This window comes from Arthrobacter sp. SlRoot2-15, from assembly GCF_059739345.1.
The window spans coordinates 1,343,339-1,368,257 of the sequence record NZ_AP046058.1; the positions used below are offsets into that span (position 1 = coordinate 1,343,339).

Below are 24,919 nucleotides of genomic sequence, written 5' to 3' on the forward strand. Positions count from 1 at the left end.
ACCGCCAAATGCTGTCGGTGCCTTAAGGCATGATGGAGGAATGAAGGGGCAGGGACTCGCCGGCGGCACACTCGCAGCCGTTGCCATGGACCGGTTCAGCCGGCCGACCCGGGAGTGGTTCCTGGGCGCCTTTTCCGCGCCCACCCCGGCTCAGAACGGCGCCTGGAACGCCATTTCATCCGGTGCACATGCCCTCGTGGTGGCCCCGACCGGTTCCGGCAAGACCCTCGCCGCCTTCCTCTGGGCTCTTGACCGGCTCCTGGTCTCCGCACCCGGGGAACCGCCGGAGCTGCCCGGCCTGGACCCCGCTGCCGGGAAGGCCGTCCGGCGGAAGGCACCGAAGCGGAAAACCCGGGTACTGTACATCTCCCCGCTCAAGGCCCTCGGCGTCGACGTCGAACGCAACCTCCGCGCCCCGCTGATCGGCATCACCCAGACCGCCAAGCGCCTCGACCTGCCCGCGCCGCTGATCACCGTGGGCGTCCGTTCCGGGGACACGACGGCCGCGGACCGCCGCTCGCTGCTGAGCCACCCGCCGGACATCCTCATCACCACGCCCGAATCCCTCTTCCTGATGCTCACCTCGAAGGCGCGGGAGACCCTGGACGAGGTGGACACCATCATCGTGGACGAGGTCCACGCCGTCGCCGGCACCAAGCGCGGCGCGCACCTGGCCGTCTCGCTGGAACGCCTCGATGCCCTGCTTCCAAAGCCTGCCCAGCGGATCGGCCTCTCCGCGACGGTCGAGCCCAAGGAACTCGTGGCGCAGTTCCTCGCGGGCTCCGCCCCGGTGGAAATCGTGGCACCGCCGTCGAAGAAGACCTGGGACCTGACAGTTTCCGTGCCGGTCGAGGACATGTCCGACCTCCAGGGCGCCGCGGGGGCTTTCGACTCCGGGCCGGCCTCCGGTCTTCAGCCGCACGCCTCGATCTGGCCGCACGTCGAGGAAAAGATCGTGGACCTGGTGCTGGCCAACCAGTCCACGATCGTGTTCGCGAATTCCCGCCGGCTGGCCGAACGGCTCACCGCCCGGCTCAACGAAATTTACGCCGAGCGCCAGCTGCTGGCCGCCGGCGGCGGCTGGGACGAGGTCGGAGGCGCGGCTCCCGACTTCATCGATGTCACGCCCACGTCGACCGCGACGCCGGCACACATGATGGCCCAGGCCGGCAGCACCGCGGGCGCGGACCCGGTCTTGGCCCGGGCCCACCATGGATCCGTGTCCAAGGACCAGCGGGCCATGATCGAGGATGACCTGAAATCCGGCCGGCTGCGCTGCGTCGTGGCCACCTCCTCGCTGGAACTCGGCATCGACATGGGCGCCGTGGACCTCGTGGTGCAGGTCGAGTCCCCGCCCTCGGTGGCCAGCGGGCTGCAGCGGGTGGGCCGCGCCGGCCACCAGGTCGGCGAAGTCTCCCAGGGCGTACTCTTCCCCAAGCACCGGGCGGACCTGGTCCACACGGCCATCACCGTGGAGCGCATGCTGGACGGCAAGATCGAGCGGCTCTACGTCCCGGCCAACCCGCTGGACATCCTCGCGCAGCAGACCGTCGCCGCGACCGCCCTCGGCTCGATCGACGTCGAGGAATGGTTCGCGACTGTCCGCCGCTCTGCCCCTTTCGCCGCGCTCCCGCGCTCCGCCTTTGAGGCGACCCTGGACTTGCTCGCCGGGCGCTACCCCTCGGACGAATTCGCCGAACTGCGGCCCAGGATCGTTTGGGACCGCAATGCCGGAACCATCGAGGGCCGCCCGGGCTCGCAGCGGCTGGCCGTGACGTCCGGCGGCACCATCCCGGACCGCGGCATGTTCGGGGTGTACATCATCGGCACCGAGGTGGAGGGCACCGGTTCCGCCGGCGGCTCCGCGGACGGGAAGCCCGCCAGCCAGGCGTCCACGGCCAAGGGCGGCCGCCGGGTGGGCGAGCTCGACGAGGAGATGGTCTACGAATCCCGGGTCGGGGACATCTTCGCCCTCGGCGCGACCAGCTGGAAAATCGAGGACATCACGCACGACCGCGTCCTCGTCTCCCCCGCCTTCGGCCAGCCCGGCAAGTTGCCGTTCTGGCGGGGTGACTCGCTCGGCCGGCCGGTGGACCTGGGCCGGGCCCTTGGCGCGTTCATGCGCGAACTCTCGGCGTCCGACGCCGGCCCGGCCACCGAGCGCTGCAAGGCCACCGGCCTGGACGACTTCGCCGCCAACAACCTGATCCAGTACCTCGCCGAGCAGAAGCTCGCCACCGAGGTGGTCCCGAGCGACACGACCCTGGTGGTGGAGCGGTTCCACGACGAGCTCGGCGACTGGCGGGTGGTGCTGCACAGCCCCTTCGGCATGCCGGTGCACGCGCCGTGGGCCCTCGCCGTCGGCCAGCGGCTGCAGCAGCGCTACGGCATGGACGGCTCCGCGATGGCCGCCGACGACGGGATCGTGCTGCGCGTGCCGATGATGGAGGACGAACCGCCCGGCGCCGAACTGTTCCTGTTCGAGCCCGAGGAGCTTGAACAGATTGTCACCGCGGAGGTCGGCGGCAGCGCACTGTTTGCCTCCCGTTTCCGGGAGTGCGCGGCCCGGGCCCTGCTGCTGCCCCGGCAGACCCCCGGAAAGCGCCAGCCGCTGTGGCAGCAGCGCCAGCGCTCGGCCCAGCTGCTGGACGTCGCCCGGAAGTACCCGACCTTTCCGATTGTGCTCGAGACCGTGCGCGAGTGCCTGCAGGACGTCTACGACCTTCCGGCCCTGAAGGACATCGCGGCCTCGATCGAGCGGCGCGAACTGCGGATCCTGCAGACCACCACACAACAGCCCTCGCCGTTCGCCAAGTCCCTGCTCTTTGGCTACGTGGCGCAGTTCCTGTACGAGGGCGATTCACCGCTGGCCGAGCGCCGTGCCGCCGCACTCGCCCTGGATTCGACACTGCTCAATGAACTGCTGGGCCGGGTGGAGCTGCGCGAACTGCTCGACGCGAAGATCATCGAGGCCACCGAACTGGAACTGCAGCGCCTTGCCCCGGACCGGAGGATGCGCGGGCTGGAGGGCGTGGCCGACCTGCTCCGGCTGCTGGGCCCGCTCACCCCCGAGGAAGTCGCCGCCCGGCTGCAGGCGGAAGGGGACGCGGAGGGTGAGGCAGCGGCGGCCGGAGCGCCCGACGCCGGGCCCGAACCGGAGGTGCCCGCATGGCCTGAGGTACCCGGTGCCGAAGCCGCCGACGCCGCAGCCCATCTGGCCGCGCTGCTGCGGGCCAACCGAGCGATCAAGGTCAACATCGGCGGCGTGGAACGCTTCGCCGCGGTGGAGGACGCCGCGAGGCTGCGCGACGCCCTGGGTGTCCCGCTGCCGATGGGTGTGCCGCTCGCATTCATCGAACCCGTCGCGGACCCGCTGGGTGACCTGGTCTCACGCTACGCCCGCACGCACGGGCCCTTCACCGCCGCTGAGGCGGCCGTCCGGCTGGGACTCGGCGTCGCCGTCGTCGGCACGGCACTGAAACGGCTGGCCGCGGACGGGCGCGTAGTCGAAGGTGAGTTCCGGCCGCATGCCGCGCCGCCGGAAACGGCGGAGGCCGCGGAACGTGTGGACCCGGCAGCCGCCCCGGCGGCCGCTGCGTCTGTTCTGCCCGCCGCGGGTGCCAGCGAATGGTGCGACGCCGAGGTCCTCCGCAAGCTCCGGCGTCGTTCACTCGCCGCCCTGCGGGCCGAGGTCGAACCCGTAGACAACGCCGCGTACGGGCGGTTCCTGCCCGCCTGGCAGCACGTGCGGACGCCGGGCGGCCGGGGCCAGTCGGCGCTGCGAGGGCTGGACGGCATCATCACCGCCGTCGATCAGCTTTCCGGTGTGCCGATTCCGGCGTCCGCCTGGGAACCGCTGGTCCTGGCCAGCCGCGTCTCCAACTACCAGCCAGCCATGCTGGACGAGCTTATGGCCGCCGGCGAGGTCCTCTGGTCCGGGGCGGGCTCGCTGCCCGGCAATGACGGCTGGGTGAGCCTGCACTTGGCCGATTCCGCCGAACTGACGCTGAACCCCGCACCGGACTTCGTGCCCGGCGACGCGCAGCAGCGGCTGCTGGCCCATCTGCGGGACAACGGCGGCGGCTACTTCTTCCGGCAGCTGACCGACATCGCCGGCGGGATGGACACGGTGCTCAGCGACCAGGACGTCGTGTCCGCGCTCTGGGACCTGGCTTGGGCCGGTCGGATCACCGGCGACACCTTCGCCCCGGTCCGCGCCCTGATCGCCGGCGGCCACACCGCGCACCGGCAGGTCGGCCGGGCCCCGCGTGCCCGGGCGCCCAGGCTCAGCCGGCTGGGCCGTGCCCACGGGACCGGACTGCTCGGCTCGCCCGGGCTCACCGGCGGCCGCTACGGCTCCGCCGCCGGCGCGGCCGCCACGCCCCCACTGGCCGCCGGACGCTGGTCCGCGCTGCCCGCCCCCGAGCTCGACGCCACCATCCATGCGCGGGCCACCGCGGAACTCCTGCTGGACCGGTACGGCGTGGTCACCCGGGGTTCGGTGATGGCGGAGAACATCCTGGGCGGCTTCGGCCTGATGTACAAGGTGCTGGCCCGGCTCGAGGAGGCCGGACGCTGCCGCCGCGGCTACTTCATCGAACACCTCGGCGCGGCCCAGTTCGCGGTGCCGGCCACGGTGGACCGGCTGCGCTCTTACGTCGAGGACGCCCAAGTGCACAAGGCCGAGCCGGTCGCCCTGGCCCTCGCCGCCACCGACCCGGCGAACCCCTACGGCGCGGCGCTGCCCTGGCCGGCCCTCGACGTGGAAGCGGGCACCGGCCACCGCCCCGGCCGGAAGGCCGGCGCCCTCGTGGTGCTGGTCGACGGCGCGCTGGTCCTGTATGTGGAACGCGGCGGCAAGACCCTGCTGGCGTTCAGCGCCGACGCCGACACCCTGGCCGCCGCCGGGGCCGCCCTCGTCGGCGTGGTGACGCGCGGCGCCATCGACAAGCTGATCATGGAAAAGGTCAACGGCCACGGCATCCTGGACACGCCCGTCGCCGCCGCCCTGGCCCAGGCCGGCGCCTACTCCACCCCGAAGGGACTGAGGATCCGTGCCTGAGGGCGACTCCGTCTTCCGTGCCGCCGCGCAGCTGCACGCCGCGCTGGCGGGCAAGGAGCTGCTCGGCTCCGACTTCCGGGTGCCCCGTTTCGCCACCCTCAAGCTGGGCGGCTGGACCGTGGAGGAGGTGGTCCCGCGCGGCAAGCACCTGCTGATGCGCGTGGCCGGCCCGGCGCCCAAGGACCGGCTCACCATCCACTCGCACCTGAAGATGGAGGGAACCTGGCAGATTTATCCCTCCGGCGGGCGCTGGCGCAAGCCGGGCTTCACCGCCCGCTGCGTGCTGCGGACGGCGTCGGCGGACGCCGTCGGGTTCTCGCTCGGGCTGCTGGAGGTCATTCCGACCGCCGAAGAGGCCGCCGTCGTGGGCCATCTCGGGCCGGATCTGCTGGGCCCGGACTGGGACATGGCCGAAGCCGAGCGTCGCCTGCTCGCGGCGCCCGAGGTGCCGATCGGCGTGGCCCTCCTGGACCAGCGCAACCTGGCCGGCATCGGCAACATCTACCGCTGCGAGGCGTGCTTCCTCTCCGGGGTGCACCCTGCGACGCCGGTCTCCGCGGTGCCGGACCTGGCGGCGATGATCACCGACGCGAAGGTCCTGCTCACGGCGAACCTGGGCCAGGGCCGCCGTGTCACGGTGCTGAACGCGCGCGGCGTGCCGGTGGGCCGGACGGCCGGACGGCCCGGGTACTGGGTGTACCGGCGCGAGCACCAGCCCTGCCTTAAGTGCCGCACCCCCATCCGCCGCGGGGTCCTCGCCAAGGACACCGGGGCAGAGGAGCGCGACATCTACTACTGCCCGACCTGCCAGCCGCTGCCGGGCGTCTCGCCGGATTGACGCCGGGCGGTGTGATTTCGTGGCGGTGTAATTCCGGGGCTGACCCTACGACGCCGGTGTCGATGCCCCGGCCGCGGCGGCCTCCGCTTCGGCCCGGGCTTCACCGGCTGACTTGACTTCCGGCACGGTGAACCGCGGCAGCAGCAGCTGCACCAGGGGGCCGATCGCCAAGGCGTAGAGCACGGTGCCCACGCCCACGGAGCCGCCCAGCAGCCAGCCCGCTCCCAGCACCACCACCTCGATGCCGGTCCGCGCGCCGCGCACCGGCCACCCTGTGCGGCGGGCGAGGCCGGTCATCAGACCGTCCCGCGCCCCCGGCCCGAGGCGCGCACCGATGTACATGGCCGAGGCCACGCCGTTGAGCAGCACGGCCCCGACCAGGAGCCCGGCCTGGCCGCCCAGGTGCTCAAACCTCGGGATCAGCGCCAGTCCGACGTCGGCGAAGACGCCCACCAGCACGGCGTTGCAGACGGTCCCGACCCCGGGCCACTGCCGAAGCGGAATCCAGAGCAGCAGCACCAGGAAGCTGACAATGATCACCACCGTGCCCAGGCTCAGCCCGGTCCGTCCCGCCAGTCCCTGATGGAAGACGTCCCACGGCGCCGTCCCCAGGCTTGCCCTGATGACCATGGCCAGTGATACGCCGTACAAGGCAAGGCCGATCAGGAGCTGGAGGAGTCTGCGCGTCATCATGACCACCATCCTCCCGGACAACTGGCCTTGCAATCCATAGCCAGTTTGAAATACTGGCCCTATGTCCGGTTCCCTGAATCCGAGTTCGCTGATCCGTCTGCTGGGCGGATGGAACGTCGGCGCCTCCCCCGCGTACCGCGAGCTGGCCGACGTCGTGCGCCTGCTCATCCTGGACGGCCGCGTCGCGCTCGACGTCGCCCTGCCCAGCGAGCGGGCGCTGGCCGCGGCCCTGGGCATCAGCCGCACCACGGTGACCGCCGCCTATGCCCTGTTGCGCGAGCAGGGCTTCCTCAGCACCGGCCAGGGCAGCCGGAGCCGCAGCTGCATCCCCCGCAACAGTCCGGTCCACGCCGGAGTGAACGACGGCGGCCTGCGGCTCAGCGGCGCCCCTGGCCTGGCGGTTCCCGACGGGATCGTGGACCTGGCCTACGCTTCGCTGCCCGCGAGCGGCGAGGTGGTACACCGCGCCTTTGACGCCGCACTGACGGAACTGCCCGCCCTGCTGCCGGGTTTCGGCTACGACGCGCTCGGCGTGGGGCCGCTTCGGGAGGCAATCGCGGCCCACTACACGGCGGCCGGGGTACCCACCACGGCCGGGCAGATCCTGGTCACGTCCGGGGCGCAGCACGCCCTGAACATCGTGCTCCGGACCCTCGCCGGCCGGTCCGAAAAGGTGCTCGTGGAAAATCCGAGCTACCCGAACGCCCTCGACGCAATCCGGGCGGCGGGCTGCCGCACGGTGACGGTGGCCATGCCTGCGGCGGCCCGGGCCGGCGCCCCCGCAGGTTCCGCCGTGCCCGCTGGCCCGGCGCCCGGGGACGCCGGCTGGGATCTGGAGGCGATGGAGTCGGCCCTGCTGCAGCAGCGGCCGGCAGTGGCCTATGTGGTGCCGGACTTCCACAACCCCACCGGCCGGCTAATGCCCGATGCCCAGCGGCGTCGCCTCGTGGCGGCGGCCGCGGCGTCGGGCACCGTGCTGGTGGCCGACGAGACGCTCCGCGAGCTGAACCTGGACGGCCTTCGCTCCACCCCCATGGCCGCGTTCAGCCCGGCGGTGGTGTCCCTCGGGTCCCTCAGCAAATCCCACTGGGCGGGGCTGCGGACCGGTTGGATCCGGGCAAGCGAGCCCCTGATCCGGCGCTTCGCCGCCGCCCGCACCACCCTTGACCTCGGCGGCCCGGTGGTGGAACAGCTCGCCGCCGCGCACTTGGTCAGCGACCTCGCCGAACCGCTGCCCGCCCGGCTCGCGGCGCTGCGCGGGAACCGGGAGGTCCTGCTGGACCTGGTCCGCGGGCACCTTCCGGATTGGGAGCCGGAACGGCCCGACGGCGGCCTGTCCGTCTGGTGCCGGCTGCCGGCGCCGGTCAGCACCGCACTCGCGGTGCTCGCCCCGGACTTCGGGATCCGGCTCGCCGCGGGACCCAGGTTCGGCGTCGGGGGCGCCTTCGAGCACTATCTGCGCCTGCCGTTCACCCTGCCCCCGGAGAAGCTGGAGTCCGCGGTGCTGGCTCTGCGCGCGGCCCAGGGCCGGCTGGAGCGCTCCCCCCAGCTGCGCCGGAACCTCCCCGCGCCGCCTGCCGCGGCCATCGCCTGAGGCCCGCGCGGCCTCCCCGGGCCCGTTTCGACGGTTCCGTGCCCATTCGACGCGCGGACACATCGAACGGGCACGGAACCGTCGAAACGGCGCAGCGGGGCAACGGCGCAGCGGGGCAACGGCGCAGCGGGGCAGCGCGGGCCTACGCGTAGACCCGCGCCAGGAACCCGGCCCAGGCGTCCGACGTCGCGCCGGCGTCCTCGCGGCCGCTGAAGTCGTGCACGGTCATGCCCACCGGCGCCGCGAAGGCGTTGCGCCCGAAGAAGCGGTACATCGTGTCCGCCGTCCGCAGCCCGAGGAAGTTCTCGTTGGCGAAATCCACTTCGGCGGACAGATGCCCGACGCCGTCGACGTCCAGTTCCACTTCGTCCCCCTGCGCCGAGCCGGCCACGCCGAGGGCCTGCTTGAGCCGGTCGAAGCCGTCGGGGGCCTGCGAGGCGGCCGGTGCCTGGACATCGGTGAAGACCACGGGCCGGCCGTTGAAGTGCGCCAGGTACTGGCCCAGGGTGTGGAGGTAGAAGGCGGTGTGCTTTCTGGCGCCGTCGTATTGCCCGCCCCAGTCGTCCGTGAAAATGCCGCTGTGGACATAGTGCAGCCGCGCCCGGCCGCCGTCGAGCGGTTCGAGGACATGCTCGAGCTGGTTGAACCAGCCGTCCGGGCCCTCCAACCGGGAGACCAGGTGCGAGGGGCGCTCCTCCACGGTCTTCACGGCCGGCCACTGGTCCGTCGGGAACATCCAGGCCGGGGTGTCCTTGGTGACCGCCTCCCACACCTGTTCGGGGGTGCCGGGCAGTTCGGTGTCGTAGACGATCTCGAATTCGCGCTTGTCAGTCATGGTCCTGCTCCTTGGATTGGGGGGATTGCGATGGGGTCTTCAGGGCCGGGTGAAGGGCGACAACGAGCCGGTGCCGGCGCCCCGCCGCCCGGGCCTGCGGTGCAGCCGGGCTGCCGGACGGGACTGCGCCGCCGCCGTCGTGGTACTTGTCCACCAGACGGGTCACGGCGACGCCGAGTTCCTCGGCGAAGGCTGCCCTGTCGGCCGCGGACCGGAACGTGACCTCGCCGTCGATCGCGAAGGTGGCGAGTTTTTGTTTCGCCGCGGCCGCGCCGGCGATCAGCTGGCCCAGCTCCTGGACCATGCGGGCCGCGAGCGCCAGCATCCAGAACGCGGAGAAACGGTCCGAAAACCGGTGCGGGTCCGGGGCTACGGACGCCAGCGCCGCCGGCGAAATCAGGTACGACGCCGCCGTCGCGCGCAGGATACGCTCGGTAACGTTGCCGCGCCGCCGCTCCTCGACGAGCTCGACCAGTCCGTGCCGCTCGAGGGCCTTCAGGTGGTAGTTCACCTTCTGCCGCGGCAGGCCAACCTTCGCGGCGAGCTGGGTGGCGGAACCGGGCTCGGCCAGTTCCCGCAGGATCCGCGTCCGGATCGGGTCCAGGGATGCCTCCGCGGCGGCCGGGTCCTCAATCACTTCGATGTCCAACATGCTCCCAGTGTGCCCACCGACAGTTTTTATTGTCAAGAACTTTTTTCTCGTCGGAACCGGTTCGATGGCTGCCTGCAGGTTCGACGCTTCGAAGCGTCGAGCGGGCACGGAACCGTGGAAACGGTGGGGGGCGGGCAAAGTAGAATGGACCGGTGATGCAATCCCCCCTGCCCGTGCGCGACGGCGTGAACGCGACCCGCCTGCGTCTGCCGGACGAGGGGCCGTGGGAGACCGCGATGGACTACATGATGCACCGCTGGGGCCACATCGACCCGCAGGGCATTGAGGACCGGTTCGACGCCGGCGAGATTGTGGGCGAGGCCGGCATCCCGCTGGACCGGACCACTCCGCTGCAGCGCCACACTTTCATCTGGTACTACCGCTCGCTGCCGCCGGAGACCCGGATCCCGGTGGAGCTGACCATCCTGCACCAGGACGAGCACCTGCTGGTGGTGGACAAGCCGCACTTCCTGCCCACCACTCCGGGCGGCACGTACATCCAGGAATCGGCCTTGGTGCGCCTGCGGAACCAGCTGGGGCTGCCGGACCTGATCCCGATGCACCGCCTGGACCGCATGACGGCCGGCATTCTGCTGCTCTCCACGAACCCCGACACCCGCGGGAAGTACCAGGTCCTCTTCGAGAAGCGCCAGGTCCAGAAGGAATACGAGTGCGTGTCCGCCGCGGTGCCCGCGCCGGGGCATCCCGCCGTCGACTTCCCCGTGGTGGTGCGGAACCGCATGACGAAGTCCCGCAGCTACCTGCTCGCCGAAGTCATTGACGGCGAACCGAACGCCGAAACCCGGATCGAGCGGCTCCGGACCTTCGCCGCGCCGGCCCCCGGCACCCCCGATACCCCCGACGCCGGCACCCCGCGCCGGGCGCTGTACCGACTGGAGCCGCACTCGGGGAAGACCCACCAGCTCCGGGTGCACATGGCCTCGCTGGGACTCCGGATTTTGAACGATGCGTTTTACCCCGAACTGCTGGACAAGGCACCGGACGACTACGCGAAACCCCTCCAACTCCTGGCGCGCGGCATCCGCTTTATTGACCCCATCACCGGCAGCCCGGTGGAGTACCGCAGCCGGCTCGAGCTCTCCGAGGCCCGCTAAGCCGCACGGCACCGGCCGGAACCCACCCCGGGCGCCGCGGGCACCCCGCCGGACGGCCTCATATGGGGTACCTTGTGCCCATGGACCTGGCCAATGCGGACACCTGGGGATCCGCGATCTATTTCTGGATCATCCCCGTTGTCCTCGGCGACGCCATCTTCCCGCCGGTACCCTCCGAAATGGTGGTGATCACCGCCGGAGCACTGTCGGCTGACGGCCGCGCGAACGTGTTCCTCGTGGCCACCCTCGCCGCGCTGGCCTCCTGGCTCGGCGACCTGATGGTCTTCCAGCTGTTCAAGCGCCGCCTCAGCCATGTGCTGGACCGGTGGAGCTGGGGCCGCAAGTTCCACAGCGCGGTGCACCTGGCCATCGCCAAAGCAGGCCGCTCGTCCACTTACGGGGCCATCATCGGGATCCGCTTCATCCCCGGCGGCCGGCTGGCCACCACTGCCGCGGCGGGCATCGCCAACGTGTCCACCCGCGGCTTCAGCTTCTGCGCAGCCTTGGGCGGCATTCTCTGGGCAGTCTGGTCCGTGGGGCTGGGCTACGTCACGGGTTCCGCCACCCGCCTGCCGTTCTGGGCGAGCTCGCTGATCGGGGTGGGCGTCGGCCTGGCGATCGGCGCCGCCGTCGGACTCGTGGTCACGCGCCGCCGGGGCAGCCGCTCCCCCGTCGTCGAGCCCGGCTCCGCAGCGTCGGACCCGGACGAGGAGCTGGACTTCTAGACCGGCGCTTCTACACCGGTGCCCAGCGGCCCCGGTTGCGCCGCAGCACGGTCAGGTTCCCCGTCACCGCCACGCGTTCGACGGCGTCGCGCATCATGGCGGCCGACTCCAGCGCCTGGCTGTTCTCGGTGGCGTAGGCGGTGGCATCGACCAGGAAGCGCAGGTTCAGCTGCGGGACCCCGCCGGCGAGCTCGAGCTGGTTGGCCTCCACGTGGTGCCGCGTCCCGAGCGCCTCGACGGCCGCCGCCATCACGGCCTCCGGCGGGTTGCCCGGCTTGAGCCCGGTGATTTTGAGTCTGGTCTGGAACGACGGCATGGAACAACCCTAGCCGCCAGCTCCGGCAACATTCCCACCCAACCCTCCCGCAGCTCCGGCAGCTTTCCTACCAACCCTCCCGCAGCTTCGGCAGCATTCCCACCGACCCTCCCGCCACACCTGCGGGAGCATCCTAGAAAACCCAGCCACACGTGCGGGAGCATCCTGAAAAACCCAGCCACACCTGCGGGAGCATCCGGAAAACACCCGCCACACCTGCGGGAGCATCCGGAAAACACGCGCCACACCTGAGGGAGGATCGCCGGGGAGGATTATCCGGTGTTGCGCAGGCCGGCCGCGACGCCGTTGACGGTGATCAGCATGGCGCGCTGCAGCCGCTCGTCGATTTCGGCGTTGGGCATGCCCTCCCCGGCCGCGGCCTCGGCACGGACCCGGCGGAGCAGTTCCACCTGGAGGTAGCTGATCGGGTCGAGGTACTGGTCCCGGATTTCCAGCGAGCGCTTGAGCGTCGGCTGCGCGTCGAGCAGCAGGTCCTCGCCCGTGAGGTTCTGGATCTCGGCGACGGTCAGCTCGTACTCGGCGCGGATGGCCCGGAACAGGTGGTGCAGTTCCTCCGGGACCAGGGTGGAGACGTAGTAGCCGGCAATGTCCATGTCCGTCTTGGCCAGCGTCATTTCCACGTTGGAAAGCACCGAGCGGAAGAAGTGCCAGCCGTCCATCATCTCCACCAGCTGGGCCGAGTGGCCGGCCTCCCGCGCCGCCTTCAGCCCGGAACCGACGCCGAACCAGCCCGGCACGATCTGCCGCGACTGGGTCCAGCCGAACACCCACGGGATGGCGCGCAGGCCCTCGAGTCCTGCCCCGGAGTCGGGGCGCTTGGACGGCCGGGAGCCGATGTTCAGCGAACCCAGCTGCTCCACCGGGGTCGAGGCCATAAAGTAGGCCGGCAGGTCCGGGTCGTCGATCAGGGTCCGGTAGCGGGCGAACGCGGCGTCGGAGATGGTCTCCATGACGTGGCCGTAGCGCTCGCGCTGGTCCTCTGAGGTGCGCGGGGCGCGGTGCAGCGCCGAGCCCTGCAGCACCGCCGCGAGGGACAGCTCCAGGTTCTCGCGGGCAAGCTCGGGCAGCGAATACTTATCCGAGATGACCTCGCCCTGTTCGGTGAACTTGATTTCACCTTCGAGCACACCGTTGGGCTGGGCCATGATCGCGTCGTAGGTCGGACCGCCGCCGCGGCCCACAGAACCGCCACGGCCGTGGAAAAGCCGCACCCGCACACCGTGCTTGGCCGCGACGTCGCGCAGCTTCCGCTGCGTCTTGTGGATCTCCCACTGGCTCGTCATCACGCCGGATTCCTTGTTGGAGTCCGAGTAACCGAGCATGATCTCCTGCACGTCCCCGCGCAGCCGGACCAGCTCGCGGTAGGAGGAGTCGGAGAGCAGCGCGTCCACGATCTCGGCCGAGGCGCGGAGCTCCTCGACGGTCTCCAGCAGCGGGGCGAACCCGATTTTCGCGTACGGCGCCTCGCCGAAGAGGCTCACCAGCCCGGCCTCGCGGGCCAGCACGGCCGCGGCCAGGACGTCGTCCGCGCCGCGGGTCATGGAGATGATGTAGGTCTCGATCACGTCCGGGCCGTAGGCGCGCAGGGCGCGGCGGATCTCGCGGAACACGTCGTAGGTGCCGTCGGCGACGCCGTCGAGCTTGATCGGGTGGCCGGAGAGCGGCCGGCGGGAGGCCAGCTCGGAGCCCAGCACCTCGAGCCGCTCGGCGCGGCTGAGCTCGGCGTACCGGACTCCGGGTCCGCCGAGCCGGTCCATCAGTTGCCCGACGGCGTCGTGGTGGTGGTCGGCATGTTCGCGGATGTCCAGGGTGGCCAGGTGCAGGCCAAAGGAGGCGAGGGCGCGGCGGACCCGGGCCAGGGCGCCGTCGGCGGCGAGACCGGCGTGGTGGTTCCGCAGCGAAACTTCCAACAGGCCGAGTTCGGCGAGCAGCTCCGCGGTGGCGGCATAGTCACGGCCCGGCTCGTGGGCCGCGCCGGCGGCGACCCGGCGGCCGGTGTTGAGCAGCTTGGCCTTGATGCAGGTGAGTTTGAGCCGGTAGGGCTCTTGCGCGTTGAGCTCCAGGACGCGGCGGTCCAGGCCGGGCAGGTTCCGCAGGTCGACGTCGATCGAGTCCAGCAGCGCCTGGTCCGCCCCGGCCAGCGCGGTCGAGTTGGACAGGATGGAGATCAGCCCGTCGATCAGGCCGATGCTGATCCGGATCGCGTGCTGGTTCTGGATCTGCAGGATTTCGCGCGTGACGGAGGCCGTGACGTTGGGGTTGCCGTCCCGGTCGCCGCCGATCCAGGAGCCGAAACGGATCGGCGCCTTGGTGACCGGCAGGGTGACGCCGTGCTCGCCGAGTAGCTCGGAGAGGTCCGAGAGCATCTCCGGCATGGCGTCGCCGAGGATTCCGGTGAGGTAGTAGATGGCGTTGCGGGCCTCATCCACCGGGGTGGGCCGGACCTGGCGGAGTTCATCCGTCTGCCACATCTGGTCGATCACCTCGGCCAGCTGGCGGTCCTGGCGGCGGCGGGCCGAGGTGCCCTCAAGGGTGGGTTCGGCCAGCACGTCGGAGAGCCGGCGGACCTTGTCCAGCACCGAACGGCGGGAGGCCTCGGTGGGGTGGGCCGTGAAGATGGGCCGGACGTCGAGTTCGTTGACGACGTCCTGCAGCACGGCGGATCCGGCCTGTGCCGCGATCTCCTCGACGGCCTTGGCGAGCCAGCCGTCCTTCTCCTGCCGGGTGCGCAGCCCGCGGACCCGGTGGACCTGCTCGGCGGCGTTGGCCAGGTGGAAGTAGAAGGCGAACGCGCGGACCAGGTCGGTCGCCTGCTCCAGCGGCAGGGAGCCGAGCAGCTCGCGGACCTGGGCGACGACGTCGTACGAGCTCCACGGCCCGGTGGCGTCGGCGCCGCCGCGGGCGGCTTCCTTGGACTCCTTGGTCAGCAGGCGCACCTGCTCCACGAGGTCCAGGAGCTCGGGCCCGTGCTGGCGGACCAGGGATTCGCCGAGGAGGGTGGACACCCGGCGGACGTCGGCGCGCAGTTCGGAGGCCAGATCCGTGCCGGAAGTGAATGCAGTGTCAGCCATGGAAACTATCTTTCGAGGGTTCGACGTGGCTCGTACACTGCGCTGGATACTGTGAGCCGGGTTACTTGTACCCATGGGATGTTACCCGGCTCACGGCCCGCCCGGGAATCCGTCTCAGATAGTGTCCGGACCCTGCGGGGCCTAGCGGGCAATCTTGAAGTTGAAGTCCGCGTTCCCGAAGGCGCCCCACAGCCGCAGCCAGATCGGCAGGAGCATTTCCGTGCCGCGGGCCGTGGTGATGTCGCCCAGGTCGATGATGTCGCGGTGGCCGAGGTCCGCCAGCAGGCCGGCAACCACCGATTTGGCGTCCGCGTCGTTGCCGGAGACAAACACCGAGTGGTCCCCGGCGGCCACGCTGGACGGGTCCACCATGACGGTGGCGTTCATGGTGTTGAGGGTCTTGACCACGCGCGCGTCCGGGAAGGCCCGCTGGAGCTGCTCGGCCAGGCTGTCCGTGTTGACCGGGTTCAGCGACGGCGGGAAGCCCTGGGAGAAGTCGAGCGGGTTCGCGATGTCCATGATGACCTTGCCGGCCAGGTTGGCGGCGCCGGCGGCGGTAAGCGCGTCCAGCGAACCGGTGCCGTTGGTGGCGTTGACCACGAGCTCGCTGCCGGCTGCGGCGTCGGCGAAGGTGGCCACGGGGATGTCGCCGTGCTCCGCGTGCCACTGGGCGAACGGCACGCCCGTCGGCCCGGCCTCGGTGCGGGCCAGCGTGGCCTGCGGATCGCGGGTTCCGACGACGACGTCGTGGCCGAGTGCGGCCAGGGCGCCTGCGACGGTGGGGCCGACCATGCCGGTGCCAAAGACTGCAATTTTCATGGGGACCTCATTCAGGAAGGGTTCTCGAGTTTTCGCAGAGTAGACAAGTCCGTCTACTGCTGCACGAGACGCTATCAGACAGAACTGTCTACGGCAACCGAGGGCCATACCGGCGACGTCCGCGACATCCACGAGACTGGACAGACTGGTCTGTGTACCATGAAGTTATGACGCCGACTGCAGCAACCGCCACAGCCGCCGGGCCGCGGGCGGCCCGGACTCCGGCCGGCCAGGCCAAGGACAAGATCCTGGCGACGGCGTTCCGGCTCTTCTACGCCCACGGCCTCCGGGCCGCCGGCATCGACACGATCATCGCCGAATCCGGGGTCGCCAAGGCCACGTTTTACAAGTACTTCCCGGCCAAGGATGACCTGATCCTGGCCTATCTGGAGCAGGTGGACGGCGTCTGGACCGGGCAGCTGCACGCCGCCGCCGAGGCCGCCGGGCCGGACCCCGCGGCCCAGCTGGCGGGCCTCTTCGACGCGCTGTCAACGGCCTGCCGCCGCGACGGCTACCGCGGCTGCGCGTTCATCAACGCGGCCGCCGAATCAGCCACCGGCACCCGCGTGCATGAACGGACGGTCGCGCACAAGCAGCACATCCTGGCCTGGATCCGGGACCTGGCGGACCGGGCCGGCGCGCCCGATCCGGACGGCCTGGCCCGCAGCCTGACCCTGCTCCTGGACGGCGGCCTGGCCAGCGGGGTGCTCGACGCCGACCCCGCCGCGGCCGCCGCCGCCCGCACCACCGCAGGCCAGCTGGTCGCCGCCGCCCTGTCACCTTCGTCCGCCCCCAACTGACAGGCAGTTGGGCTGATCCCCTGGAGGGTTCCTTGACCACCGACGTGTCCCCTGCCGACCCGCAGCTTGCCCGCTGGCAGCGCTTCCGGAACAGCCGCAACGAAGCCCTGGCCAGCGACTACGGCTGGCTCACCCTGACGTCCTTCCAGTGGCTGGCGGATTCGCCGGCCGCCGTCGAACTCGTCCCCGGGCTGTGGTCCACGGACGGCACGACGGCGTTCCTCACCGCCACGGCAGCCGACGGGCTGACGCTCGTGGGGACCGGTGAGCCCGTAGAGGGGACCATCAGCGCGGAGCTGGCCGATGAGCAGTCCCTGATGTGGGTCCGGTTCGGCGGTGCCGACGGCCGCCAGGTGGTGGTGGAACTGGCGATGCGGGCCAACAAGTACGCCATCCGCACCCGGGATTCGGCCTCCCCGGTGTTCACCGGGTTCGACGGCGTGCCCACCTTCGACTATCGGCCGGACCTGGTCATCGAGGCGCGCTTTATCCCTTATCCCGCACCGGTGGAGGTCCCCATCGGCACCGCCAACCCGCTGGTGGACGGCGTGCACCGCTCCGTGGGCGAGCTCGTGTTCCGGCTGCCGGGCCAGGAGCATGAGTGCCGCCTGCAGGCCGAGGAGGAGAAGCTCGGCGCCCTCACGGTGACGTTCCACGACGAGACCAACGGGCTGACGACCGACGAGTGGCGCAAGGTCTCCACGGCCAGGCCCAGGCCGGATGGCACCGTGGTCCTGGACTTCAACCGGGCGATCAATTACCCCAGCGCGTTCACCCCGTATGGCACCTGCCCCATGCCGGTGAAGAACAACAGCCTGGACTACCGGATCGAAGCAGGCGAAAAGCAGCCCTTCGCCTAGGCCCACGGCTCGGCACACAGCCCGCCTAGACGATCGCGGACACCCCGGTCACGGCGCGGCCCACGATGAGGGTGTTGATCTCGTACGAGCCCTCGTAGGTGTAGATGGCCTCGGCGTCCGCGAAGATCTTGGCCATCCGGTAATCGGTGACAATCCCGTTGCCGCCCAGCAGGGACCGGCCCATCGCCACGGTTTCGCGCATCCGGGCGCTGACATAGGACTTCGCGAGCGCCACCTGGGGCATGTCCGCGGCGCCGGCATCCTGCAGCTGGGCAACCCGGACCATCATGCCCATGCTGGCCACCGCGTTGCCGAGCATCGTCACCAGCTGCTGCTGGACCAGCTGGAACTTCGCCAGCGGCCGGCCGAATTGCCGGCGTTCGACGGCGTACTGCCGGGCGACGTCGAACGCCGCCAGCTGCTGGCCCACGCCCTGCCAGGCGACCATGATCCGGGAACCGCGCAGCAGCTCGTTGGTGTCCTCGAAGCTGTTGATCCCGGCGAAGCGGTCCGACTCGGCCACGCGCACGTCGGTGAACACGATGTCGGCGTTTTGCACGGTCCGCAGCGCGATCTTGTTCTCAATCCGGCTCCGGCTCACGCCGGGAAGCGTGGCGTCGACGATGAAGCCGCGGATGCCGCCGTCGGCCTCGTCCCGGGCCCAGACCAGCATGTAGTCGCAGAACGTCCCGTTGCCGATCCAGCGCTTGGCGCCGTTGAGCACCCAATGGTCGCCGCCCGCCCCGCCGGAGACACGCCGGGCGGTGGTTTCCATGCCGCCGGCGACGTCGGAGCCGTGGTCCGGCTCGGTCAGCGCAAAGGCCCCGGTGGTCCGCAGGTTCGCCGCGTCCTCCAGCAGACGGGCCTTCTGTTCCTCCGAGCCGAAGCCGTAGAGCGATTCCACGAACAGGTCGTGGTGGACCAGGAAAAACGTCGCGAGCGAGGTGTCCACCCGGGTCATTTCGGCGATAACCAGGCCGGCGAACAGGTTGCTGTAGCCGCGCTGGGCCGGGGCGCTGAGTTCCAGCGCGGCCAGCTTGGGCAGGATGTGCGCGGGGAACTCGGCGTCGTTCCACCACCGGGTGGCGAACGGCGCCACCTCGCGGGCCAGGAACTCCCGGAGTTCGGCCAGCTTCGCCTGCTCGGCGGCGCTGAGCAGCGACTCGAAGTCAAAGAAATCGGCCGTTGGCAGCCCGGCGAGCGCCGGGTCAGCCGGGCCTACCGGTGCACCGGGGTCAACCGGGGCAGTGGTGTCCACGCTGTGCGTCACTTCGGTCCCATCCGGATGGCGCCGTCGAGCCGGATGGTCTCGCCGTTGAGCATGGCATTGTCCACGATGTGCGCGGCAAGGTTCGCGTACTCGGCCGGGCGGCCCAGCCGGGACGGGTGCGGCACCTGCGCACCGAGGGAGTCCTGGGCTTCCTGCGGGAGCCCGGCCATCATGGGGGTCTCGAAGATGCCGGGGGCGATCGTGACCACGCGGATCAGCGAGCGCGCCAGTTCCCGGGCGATCGGCAGCGTCATGGCGGCGACGGCGCCCTTGGAGGCGGCGTAGGCGGGCTGGCCGATCTGGCCGTCGAAGGCCGCGACGGAGGCGGTGTTGATGATGACGCCGCGTTCCGGGCCGCCCAGGTCCGTGGCAACCGGCTCGCTGGCGGCCATCGCTGCGGCGGCCAGGCGGATCACATTGAACGTCCCCACGAGGTTGATCTGGATGACCCGGCTGAACGTCTCCAGCGGGAGTACGCCGTCGCGGCCCAGCACCTTCCCCGGGGTGGCGATGCCAGCGCAGTTCACCACGATCCGCAGCGGGCCGAGGGCGACGGCGGCGTCGACGGCTGCCAGCACCTGCTCTTCGCTGGTGACGTCCGCGGCGACAAAGACCGCGCGGTTTCCGCTGCCACCGGCAGACGCGTTCAGCTCTGCGGCGAAGGCTTCCCCGGCCGAGCCCGGCAGATCCACCAGCACCACGGAGGCGCCCCCAGCGAACAGCCGGCGCGCCGTCGCGGCCCCCAGCCCGGACGCGCCGCCCGTAATCAGCGCGACAGTACCCAAGACGTCCATGCATCCTCCTTGATGTGGAACCGCGGCCCCGGCCGTGACGCTGTGCGCAGCCCACCGGCACCAGGGAACATTAGTTAGTTCAGGTTAACTGGAATGCAAACATTGCGCACCTCGGCCCCGCCGTTCCGCGCCGGAGCCGCCCTCGCCACTAGGCTTGGTCCATGACCGCAGCAGCTGCCCACTCCCCCGCCCCGAACTGGTCTTTCCGCGCCGACGAGGCCGCACGTTCGGTGACCCGGCTGTTCGGGCAGCGCCTCTTTTTCCTGCCCGGCACCCACATCGCCGCAATCACCCGTCCTTCCGGCCGGCTGAAGAACCTGGCCCGGCCGTGGCACTACTGGTGGCAGGCGCACTACGTGGACTGCCTTGTGGACACCGGCCGCCGGGAACTCGGCGGCGAGGGCCACACCCCGGCCAAGTTCGACGGCGACAACCTGCCCAGCGCCGGCAAGCTGGCCTCCCGGCTGGTCACCGGCATCCGGCTGCGGAACTTCCTGACCGTCGTCAACAGCTATTACGACGACATGGCCTGGCTGGCCCTGGCGACCCTGCGGCTGGAGAAGCTCGCCGAGGACACGCGCAAGACCTCCGGCCGCCGCCGCAACGCCAAGGTCCTCAAGAGCCTCACCCTGCAGTTCGACTCGGCCTCGACCGACGACCTGGGCGGCGGGACGTTCTGGAGCAAAAAGCGGGACTTCAAGAACACCCCGGCCACGGCCCCGGTGGCCCTGTACTACGCCCGGACCGGTCAGGCGGCCAAGGCCCAGGCCCTACTGGACTGGCTGGACGCCAAGCTCTACGACCCGGAACAGGGCATGTACCGGGACGGGCTGCGGATCGCCCCCGGCGGCGAGCTGGTGCTCGAGAGCGCCATCTACACCTACAACCAGGGCCCGGTCCTGGGCGCCCTGCTGGAACTGGGCGGTACGGCCAACCTGGAGCGGGCGGCGGCGCTCGTGGCGGCAGTGCACCGCAACCTGACGGTGCAGGCCCCGCTGATGGGGCGCAAGGCCACGGTGCTCCGCTCCGAGGGAACGGGCGACGGCGGCCTCTTCACCGGGGTCCTCGTCCGCTACCTGGCCCTCGCCGCCGTCGACGAACGGCTCTCCGCCGAGACCCGGGCCACCGCCGCGCTGCTGGTGACCGACACGGCGGAGGCCTTCTGGGAGGGCCGCCGCCTGGTGGGGGCGCAGGAGCCGCTGGCGCGGCGGGGTGCCCGGCTGGTCTTCTCGGCCCGCCCGGAGCTGCCGGCACGCCGGACCTACCCGGCGGGTTCCGCCGTCGAACTGTCCACCCAGCTGCAGGCCTGGATGGTGATGGAGGCCGCGGCCTCGATCGCCGGGAAGCTGCCCGCCGTCGGCAAGCCCGCCGGCGAATCCGCCGGGACCGCGGAACCGTCAGCGGAAATGGCCCAGGGAACCGCCCCGGAACCGGCCCCGGAGAATTAAGTCACGCAATAGTTTCGTAATTCGTGTGATCCTACTCACTTAAGGCGCTCTCGGCTTGGTTGCTTAGGTTTGGCTAACCTACAGTTTTTCGTAGTGAGCATGCCCTAACCTCCCGCTCACGGAGATTAGGCACCTACGACCTTTTCCTTGCAGAAAGTAGCCTCATGAAGATCCGCAAAAATGCGCTGGCGGGCATTGCCCTCGCCGCCACCGCCGCGCTCAGCCTCGCCGCCTGCGGCTCCGGCGCCTCGACCTCCGGCAGCACCGGGGCCGACGGCAAGCCCGCCGGCGAGATTACGGTCTACAACGCCCAGCACGAATCCCTGACCAAGGAATGGGTGGACGCCTTCACCGCGGAGACAGGCATCAAGGTCACGCTGCGCCAGGGCGACGACACCGAAATGTCCAACCAGATCGTCCAGGAGGGGGCCGCCTCCCGCGCCGATGTGTTCCTCACCGAAAACTCCCCTGCCATGGCCCAGGTGGAAAACGCCGGGCTGTTCGCGGACGTGGACAAGGCCACCGTCGACCAGGTTCCGGCCGAATTCCGGCCCTCCACGAACAAGTGGACCGGCATCGCCGCCCGCTCCACCGTGCTGGTCTACGACAAGGCCAAGCTGAGCGCTGACAAGCTGCCCAAATCCATGCTCGACCTGGCCAAGCCGGAGTGGAAGGGCAAATGGGCGGCATCGCCGTCGGGCGCCGACTTCCAGGCAATCGTCTCCGCCCTGCTGGAACTCAAGGGCGAGGCCGCCACCGAGGAATGGCTCAAGGGCATGAAGGAAAACTTCAAGGCGTACAAGGGCAACAGCACGGCCATGAAGGCCGTCAACGCCGGCGAGGTGGACGCCGCCCTGATCTACCACTACTACTACTACGGCGACCAGTCCAAGACCGGCGAGAACTCCAAGAACGTCACGCCGTACTACTTCAAGAACCAGGACCCCGGCGCGTTCGTGTCCGTCTCCGGCGGCGGCGTGCTCAAGTCCTCAAAGAATGCGGCCGCCGCCCAGGCCTTCCTGAAGTACATCACCGGCAAGAAGGGCCAGGAAGTGCTGCAGAAGGGCACCTCCTTCGAGTACGCGGTCGGCTCCGGCGTTCCGGCCAATGAAAAGCTCGTCCCGCTCCCGGAACTGCAGGCCCCCAAGGTCGATCCGGCCAAGCTGAACTCCGCCAAGGTCACCGACCTGATGACCAAGTCGGGACTGCTCTGACCATTGACTAAAACTCTGGCGGCTCCCGGATCCACCGGAAGCACGACGACGGCGGGCAGGGGCACGCGCCCCCGCCCGCCTTTCGGCGTCTCCGTGGTGTCGATCCTGGCTGTCCTGATCGCCCTGATTTCCCTGATCCCCCTCGGCTATGTGGCGTTCATGACGGTGGCCACAGGCTGGGACACGGCCGTCGGCCTGATCTTCCGGGCCCGGGTGGGCGAGCTCCTGCTCAACACGGTGCTGCTGATGGTGATCACCGTGCCGCTCTGCGTGGTCCTCGGCGTGGGCGGCGCCTGGCTCGTGGAACGCACCAACCTCAAGGGCCACAAGGGGTGGGCCGTCCTGCTCGCCGCTCCGCTCGCGGTTCCGGCGTTCGTCAACAGCTACGCCTGGGTCTCCGCCGTGCCGTCGATGGGCGGCCTTTGGTCCGGTGTGCTGATCGCCACGCTCTCCTACTTCCCGCTGGTCTACATCCCGGCGGCCGCGACGCTCAGCCGGCTTGACCCGGCGATCGAACAGTCCGCCGCCTCCCTGGGCCTCGGGGCCTGGCGTGCCTTCTTCCGTGTGGTGCTGCCCCAACTCCGGATCGCGATGACCGGCGGCGCGCTGCTGGTCTCGCTGCACCTGCTGGCCGAGTACGGCGCCTTCGCGATGATCCGCTTCGACACCTTCACCACCGCGATCATGGTCCAGTACCAGTCCACCTTCAACGGGACGGCCGGGAACATGCTGGCCAGCGTGCTCGTCTTCTTCTGCCTGATCCTGCTCCTGGTCGAGGTCCGGGGCCGCGGAACCGCCCGCTACGCCAGGGTCGGTTCCGGCGCCCAGGCCCGTGCCCTGCGGCTGCCGCTGCACGCCTACCAGCTGCCCGCGCAGCTGTCCCTGCTGGCCCTGACCGCGCTGGCGTTCGGGCTTCCGCTGACGTTTGTGCTGCGCTGGATCTACGCCGGCGGGCCGGACATCTGGGCGGCCGAGGCCTTCCTGCCGGCGCTGCTGCAGACCCTCGGCTACGGCCTGGCCGGGGCCGCGGCCACCACGGTGGTCGCTTTCCCGATGGCGTACCTGGCCGTGCGGCACCCGGGCTGGTTCAGCAAGGCCCTGGAGCTCTCCAACTATGTCACCAGCTCGATGCCCGGGATCGTCGTCGGCCTGGCCTTCGTGACCGTCAGCATCCGGATGGTTCCGGACCTCTACCAGACCACCTGGGTGCTGGTGGCCGCCTACGTCCTGCTGTTCCTGCCGCGAGCGCTGGTGAACCTCCGCTCCGGGCTCTCCCAGGCGCCCAAGGAACTCGACGAGGCCGCACAGGCCCTCGGCAAGCCGCCGCTGCTGGCGTTCCTCCGCGTCACCCTGCGCCTCACCGCCCCGGCCGCGGCCGGCGGCGCCGCCCTGGTATTCCTCGGGATCGTCAACGAGCTGACGGCCACGCTGCTGCTCTCGCCAAACGGCACCCGGACCCTCGCCACCGAATTCTGGAGCAAAAGCAGCGAGATCGACTACGCCGGCGCCGCACCGTACGCCCTGCTGATGATCCTGATCTCGGCGCCGATGACCTACCTCCTCTTCCAGCAGTCCAAGAAAGCAGCGGGACAGTGACCGAACAGAACCCCTCCCGGCTTCCGGAACCCCGGATCGCTCCCTCCGTGGCGCCCAGCACCAACAGCCATCTGGAGGTCGACGCCGTCACCAAGAACTTCGGATCCCAGGCCGTCCTGAAGGGTGTCAACCTCTCCGTCGCCAAGGGCGGGACGACGGCGATCGTAGGCCCATCGGGCTCGGGCAAGACCACGCTGCTGCGGCTCATCGCCGGCTTCGAACACCCGGACACAGGCAGCATTTCCCTGAACGGCAGCAAGGTGGCCGGCGACGGCGCCTGGGTTCCCGCACACAAGCGGCATGTCGGCTACGTGGCCCAGGACGGCGCCCTCTTCCCGCACTTGACCGTGGGCCAGAACATTTCCTTTGGCCTTGACGCCGGCAAGCTCCCCGGCGGCCACCGCGGCATCAAGGCCCGGGTCTCGGAGCTGCTGGAGATGGTCGCGCTGGACCCGGCCATGGCCAAACGCAGGCCCCACCAGCTCTCCGGCGGCCAGCAGCAACGGATCGCGCTGGCCCGCGCCCTGGCCCGTGAACCCGAGCTCATGCTGTTGGACGAACCATTCTCCGCGCTCGACGCCGGGCTGCGCGTTGCCACCCGCCGCGCCGTCGGCAAGGTGCTCCACGACGCCGGGGTGACCACCATCCTGGTCACCCACGACCAGGCCGAGGCGCTCTCCTTCGCGGACCAGGTGGCGGTGATGCGCGGCGGCAAGCTCGCCCAGATCGGCAACCCCTTTGTGGTCTACACCCGCCCGGCGGACCGGGCCACCGCCGAGTTCCTGGGCGACGCCGTCATCCTGGACGCCTGGATGGAGGGCTCGCTCGCCACCTGCTCGCTGGGCGGCATCCCGGTCCGACGTCCGCCGGCACAGGGCCGCGTGCAGCTGATGCTCCGTCCCGAGCAGATCCGGATCGCCGAGGACGGCCCCATCCGCGGCACCGTGGTGGACACCGACTACTTCGGCCCGGAGACCACGGTCCGGCTCAAGCTCGCCGTCCCGCCGGTCCTGGCCGAGGGCGCCGTCGCGGACCACCGCTACCCCGGCGGCGGGGAGATCATCACCATCCGGCACTGGAACGCCTCCATCGCCCGGCCCGGCACCGAGCTGTGCCTGCGGGTGGTGGGCGAGGCCGTGGCCTTCCCGATGGACGACGACGCGCAGGACTGACGCCGGCGCGGGCGCGGACCGGGC

Annotated in this window: 19 protein-coding genes; 11 read left to right on the plus strand and 8 right to left on the minus strand. The window is 70.4% G+C overall.

The window, feature by feature from the left end:
- Window positions 1-40 precede the first annotated feature (40 nt).
- Both AC6I9V_RS06065 and AC6I9V_RS06070 read left to right on the plus strand, forming a co-directional pair.
- Entirely contained in the window at window positions 41-5,062 is a 5,022-nt protein-coding gene (locus AC6I9V_RS06065) for a DNA glycosylase AlkZ-like family protein (RefSeq protein ID WP_497898705.1), read from the plus strand.
- Complete coding sequence (locus AC6I9V_RS06070) at window positions 5,055-5,900, plus strand: DNA-formamidopyrimidine glycosylase family protein (protein WP_497898706.1); 846 nt, start codon at window positions 5,055-5,057, stop codon at window positions 5,898-5,900. Before AC6I9V_RS06065 ends, AC6I9V_RS06070 begins: the two co-directional genes overlap by 8 nt.
- Window positions 5,901-5,945: 45 nt before the next feature.
- Here AC6I9V_RS06070 and yczE read toward each other — a convergent pair whose 3' ends face one another.
- Complete coding sequence (gene yczE / locus AC6I9V_RS06075) at window positions 5,946-6,593, minus strand: membrane protein YczE (RefSeq protein WP_497898707.1); 648 nt, start codon at window positions 6,591-6,593, stop codon at window positions 5,946-5,948.
- Between the two features lie 61 nt (window positions 6,594-6,654).
- Between yczE and yczR the strand changes: the two genes are divergently transcribed.
- Complete coding sequence (yczR, locus tag AC6I9V_RS06080; RefSeq protein ID WP_497898708.1) at window positions 6,655-8,187, plus strand: MocR-like transcription factor YczR; 1,533 nt, start codon at window positions 6,655-6,657, stop codon at window positions 8,185-8,187.
- 142 nt (window positions 8,188-8,329) lie between these two features.
- Here yczR and AC6I9V_RS06085 read toward each other — a convergent pair whose 3' ends face one another.
- Complete coding sequence (locus tag AC6I9V_RS06085; RefSeq protein WP_497898709.1) at window positions 8,330-9,022, minus strand: SRPBCC family protein; 693 nt, start codon at window positions 9,020-9,022, stop codon at window positions 8,330-8,332.
- Window positions 9,015-9,674 carry a helix-turn-helix domain-containing protein gene (locus tag AC6I9V_RS06090; protein WP_497898710.1) on the minus strand — a complete coding sequence of 220 codons (660 nt, stop codon included), beginning with the start codon at window positions 9,672-9,674 and terminating at the stop codon, window positions 9,015-9,017. The genes AC6I9V_RS06085 and AC6I9V_RS06090 overlap by 8 nt, the downstream gene beginning before the upstream one ends.
- 155 nt (window positions 9,675-9,829) lie before the next feature.
- On the opposite strand from AC6I9V_RS06090, the gene AC6I9V_RS06095 reads away from it, so the two are divergent.
- Both AC6I9V_RS06095 and AC6I9V_RS06100 read left to right on the plus strand, forming a co-directional pair.
- Window positions 9,830-10,789 carry an RluA family pseudouridine synthase gene (locus tag AC6I9V_RS06095; protein ID WP_497900269.1) on the plus strand — a complete coding sequence of 320 codons (960 nt, stop codon included), beginning with the start codon at window positions 9,830-9,832 and terminating at the stop codon, window positions 10,787-10,789.
- Between the two features lie 80 nt (window positions 10,790-10,869).
- On the plus strand, window positions 10,870-11,514 hold the full coding sequence (locus tag AC6I9V_RS06100) for a DedA family protein (protein WP_349413644.1): 645 nt from the start codon (window positions 10,870-10,872) through the stop codon (window positions 11,512-11,514).
- Between the two features lie 10 nt (window positions 11,515-11,524).
- Here the strand turns inward: AC6I9V_RS06100 and AC6I9V_RS06105 are convergent, their stop codons facing one another.
- The 3 genes from AC6I9V_RS06105 to AC6I9V_RS06115 all read right to left on the minus strand — a co-directional run bounded on the left by AC6I9V_RS06105 (window position 11,525) and on the right by AC6I9V_RS06115 (window position 15,741).
- Entirely contained in the window at window positions 11,525-11,830 is a 306-nt protein-coding gene (locus AC6I9V_RS06105; protein ID WP_349413643.1) for a hypothetical protein, read from the minus strand.
- Between the two features lie 272 nt (window positions 11,831-12,102).
- Window positions 12,103-14,922 carry a phosphoenolpyruvate carboxylase gene (ppc, locus tag AC6I9V_RS06110; protein ID WP_497898711.1) on the minus strand — a complete coding sequence of 940 codons (2,820 nt, stop codon included), beginning with the start codon at window positions 14,920-14,922 and terminating at the stop codon, window positions 12,103-12,105.
- Window positions 14,923-15,063: 141 nt separating this feature from the next.
- Window positions 15,064-15,741, minus strand: a complete 678-nt coding sequence (locus tag AC6I9V_RS06115; RefSeq protein WP_497898712.1) for an NADPH-dependent F420 reductase — start codon at window positions 15,739-15,741, stop codon at window positions 15,064-15,066.
- Window positions 15,742-15,908: 167 nt separating this feature from the next.
- On the opposite strand from AC6I9V_RS06115, the gene AC6I9V_RS06120 reads away from it, so the two are divergent.
- Both AC6I9V_RS06120 and AC6I9V_RS06125 read left to right on the plus strand, forming a co-directional pair.
- Window positions 15,909-16,541: a TetR/AcrR family transcriptional regulator gene (locus AC6I9V_RS06120; RefSeq protein ID WP_497898713.1), complete on the plus strand. Its 633-nt coding sequence runs from the start codon at window positions 15,909-15,911 to the stop codon at window positions 16,539-16,541.
- 32 nt (window positions 16,542-16,573) lie between these two features.
- A complete protein-coding gene (locus AC6I9V_RS06125; RefSeq protein ID WP_497898714.1) occupies window positions 16,574-17,401 on the plus strand; it encodes a DUF1684 domain-containing protein in 828 nt (275 codons plus the stop codon).
- Between the two features lie 25 nt (window positions 17,402-17,426).
- On the opposite strand, the gene AC6I9V_RS06130 is transcribed toward AC6I9V_RS06125, so the two are convergent.
- Window positions 17,427-18,593 carry an acyl-CoA dehydrogenase family protein gene (locus tag AC6I9V_RS06130; RefSeq protein WP_497900270.1) on the minus strand — a complete coding sequence of 389 codons (1,167 nt, stop codon included), beginning with the start codon at window positions 18,591-18,593 and terminating at the stop codon, window positions 17,427-17,429.
- Window positions 18,594-18,667: 74 nt separating this feature from the next.
- Window positions 18,668-19,465 carry an SDR family NAD(P)-dependent oxidoreductase gene (locus tag AC6I9V_RS06135; protein ID WP_497898715.1) on the minus strand — a complete coding sequence of 266 codons (798 nt, stop codon included), beginning with the start codon at window positions 19,463-19,465 and terminating at the stop codon, window positions 18,668-18,670.
- A gap of 161 nt (window positions 19,466-19,626) precedes the next feature.
- Here AC6I9V_RS06135 and AC6I9V_RS06140 point away from each other — a divergent pair, with 161 nt between their 5' ends.
- The 4 genes from AC6I9V_RS06140 (at window position 19,627) to AC6I9V_RS06155 (ending at window position 24,895) form a co-directional block, all read left to right on the plus strand.
- Window positions 19,627-20,913, plus strand: a complete 1,287-nt coding sequence (locus AC6I9V_RS06140; RefSeq protein ID WP_497898716.1) for a glycoside hydrolase family 76 protein — start codon at window positions 19,627-19,629, stop codon at window positions 20,911-20,913.
- Window positions 20,914-21,077: 164 nt separating this feature from the next.
- A complete protein-coding gene (locus tag AC6I9V_RS06145; protein ID WP_497898717.1) occupies window positions 21,078-22,127 on the plus strand; it encodes an iron ABC transporter substrate-binding protein in 1,050 nt (349 codons plus the stop codon).
- Window positions 22,128-22,130: 3 nt separating this feature from the next.
- Window positions 22,131-23,723 (plus strand): ABC transporter permease, encoded by a 1,593-nt coding sequence (locus AC6I9V_RS06150; protein ID WP_497898718.1) that lies wholly within the window; start codon window positions 22,131-22,133, stop codon window positions 23,721-23,723.
- Window positions 23,720-24,895, plus strand: coding sequence for an ABC transporter ATP-binding protein (locus tag AC6I9V_RS06155; RefSeq protein WP_497898719.1), 1,176 nt, complete (start codon window positions 23,720-23,722; stop codon window positions 24,893-24,895). The genes AC6I9V_RS06150 and AC6I9V_RS06155 overlap by 4 nt, the downstream gene beginning before the upstream one ends.
- Window positions 24,896-24,919 lie beyond the last annotated feature (24 nt).

Coding starts and splice junctions, on each gene's coding strand:
- AC6I9V_RS06065 (WP_497898705.1), top strand. CDS start 41: ATGAAGGGGCAGGGACTCGCCGGCGGCACACTCGCAGCCGTTGCCATG.
- yczE (WP_497898707.1), bottom strand. CDS start 6,593: ATGATGACGCGCAGACTCCTCCAGCTCCTGATCGGCCTTGCCTTGTAC.
- yczR (WP_497898708.1), top strand. CDS start 6,655: ATGTCCGGTTCCCTGAATCCGAGTTCGCTGATCCGTCTGCTGGGCGGA.
- AC6I9V_RS06085 (WP_497898709.1), bottom strand. CDS start 9,022: ATGACTGACAAGCGCGAATTCGAGATCGTCTACGACACCGAACTGCCC.
- AC6I9V_RS06090 (WP_497898710.1), bottom strand. CDS start 9,674: ATGTTGGACATCGAAGTGATTGAGGACCCGGCCGCCGCGGAGGCATCC.
- AC6I9V_RS06095 (WP_497900269.1), top strand. CDS start 9,830: ATGCAATCCCCCCTGCCCGTGCGCGACGGCGTGAACGCGACCCGCCTG.
- AC6I9V_RS06100 (WP_349413644.1), top strand. CDS start 10,870: ATGGACCTGGCCAATGCGGACACCTGGGGATCCGCGATCTATTTCTGG.
- AC6I9V_RS06105 (WP_349413643.1), bottom strand. CDS start 11,830: ATGCCGTCGTTCCAGACCAGACTCAAAATCACCGGGCTCAAGCCGGGC.
- ppc (WP_497898711.1), bottom strand. CDS start 14,922: ATGGCTGACACTGCATTCACTTCCGGCACGGATCTGGCCTCCGAACTG.
- AC6I9V_RS06115 (WP_497898712.1), bottom strand. CDS start 15,741: ATGAAAATTGCAGTCTTTGGCACCGGCATGGTCGGCCCCACCGTCGCA.
- AC6I9V_RS06120 (WP_497898713.1), top strand. CDS start 15,909: ATGACGCCGACTGCAGCAACCGCCACAGCCGCCGGGCCGCGGGCGGCC.
- AC6I9V_RS06135 (WP_497898715.1), bottom strand. CDS start 19,465: ATGGACGTCTTGGGTACTGTCGCGCTGATTACGGGCGGCGCGTCCGGG.
- AC6I9V_RS06140 (WP_497898716.1), top strand. CDS start 19,627: ATGACCGCAGCAGCTGCCCACTCCCCCGCCCCGAACTGGTCTTTCCGC.
- AC6I9V_RS06145 (WP_497898717.1), top strand. CDS start 21,078: ATGAAGATCCGCAAAAATGCGCTGGCGGGCATTGCCCTCGCCGCCACC.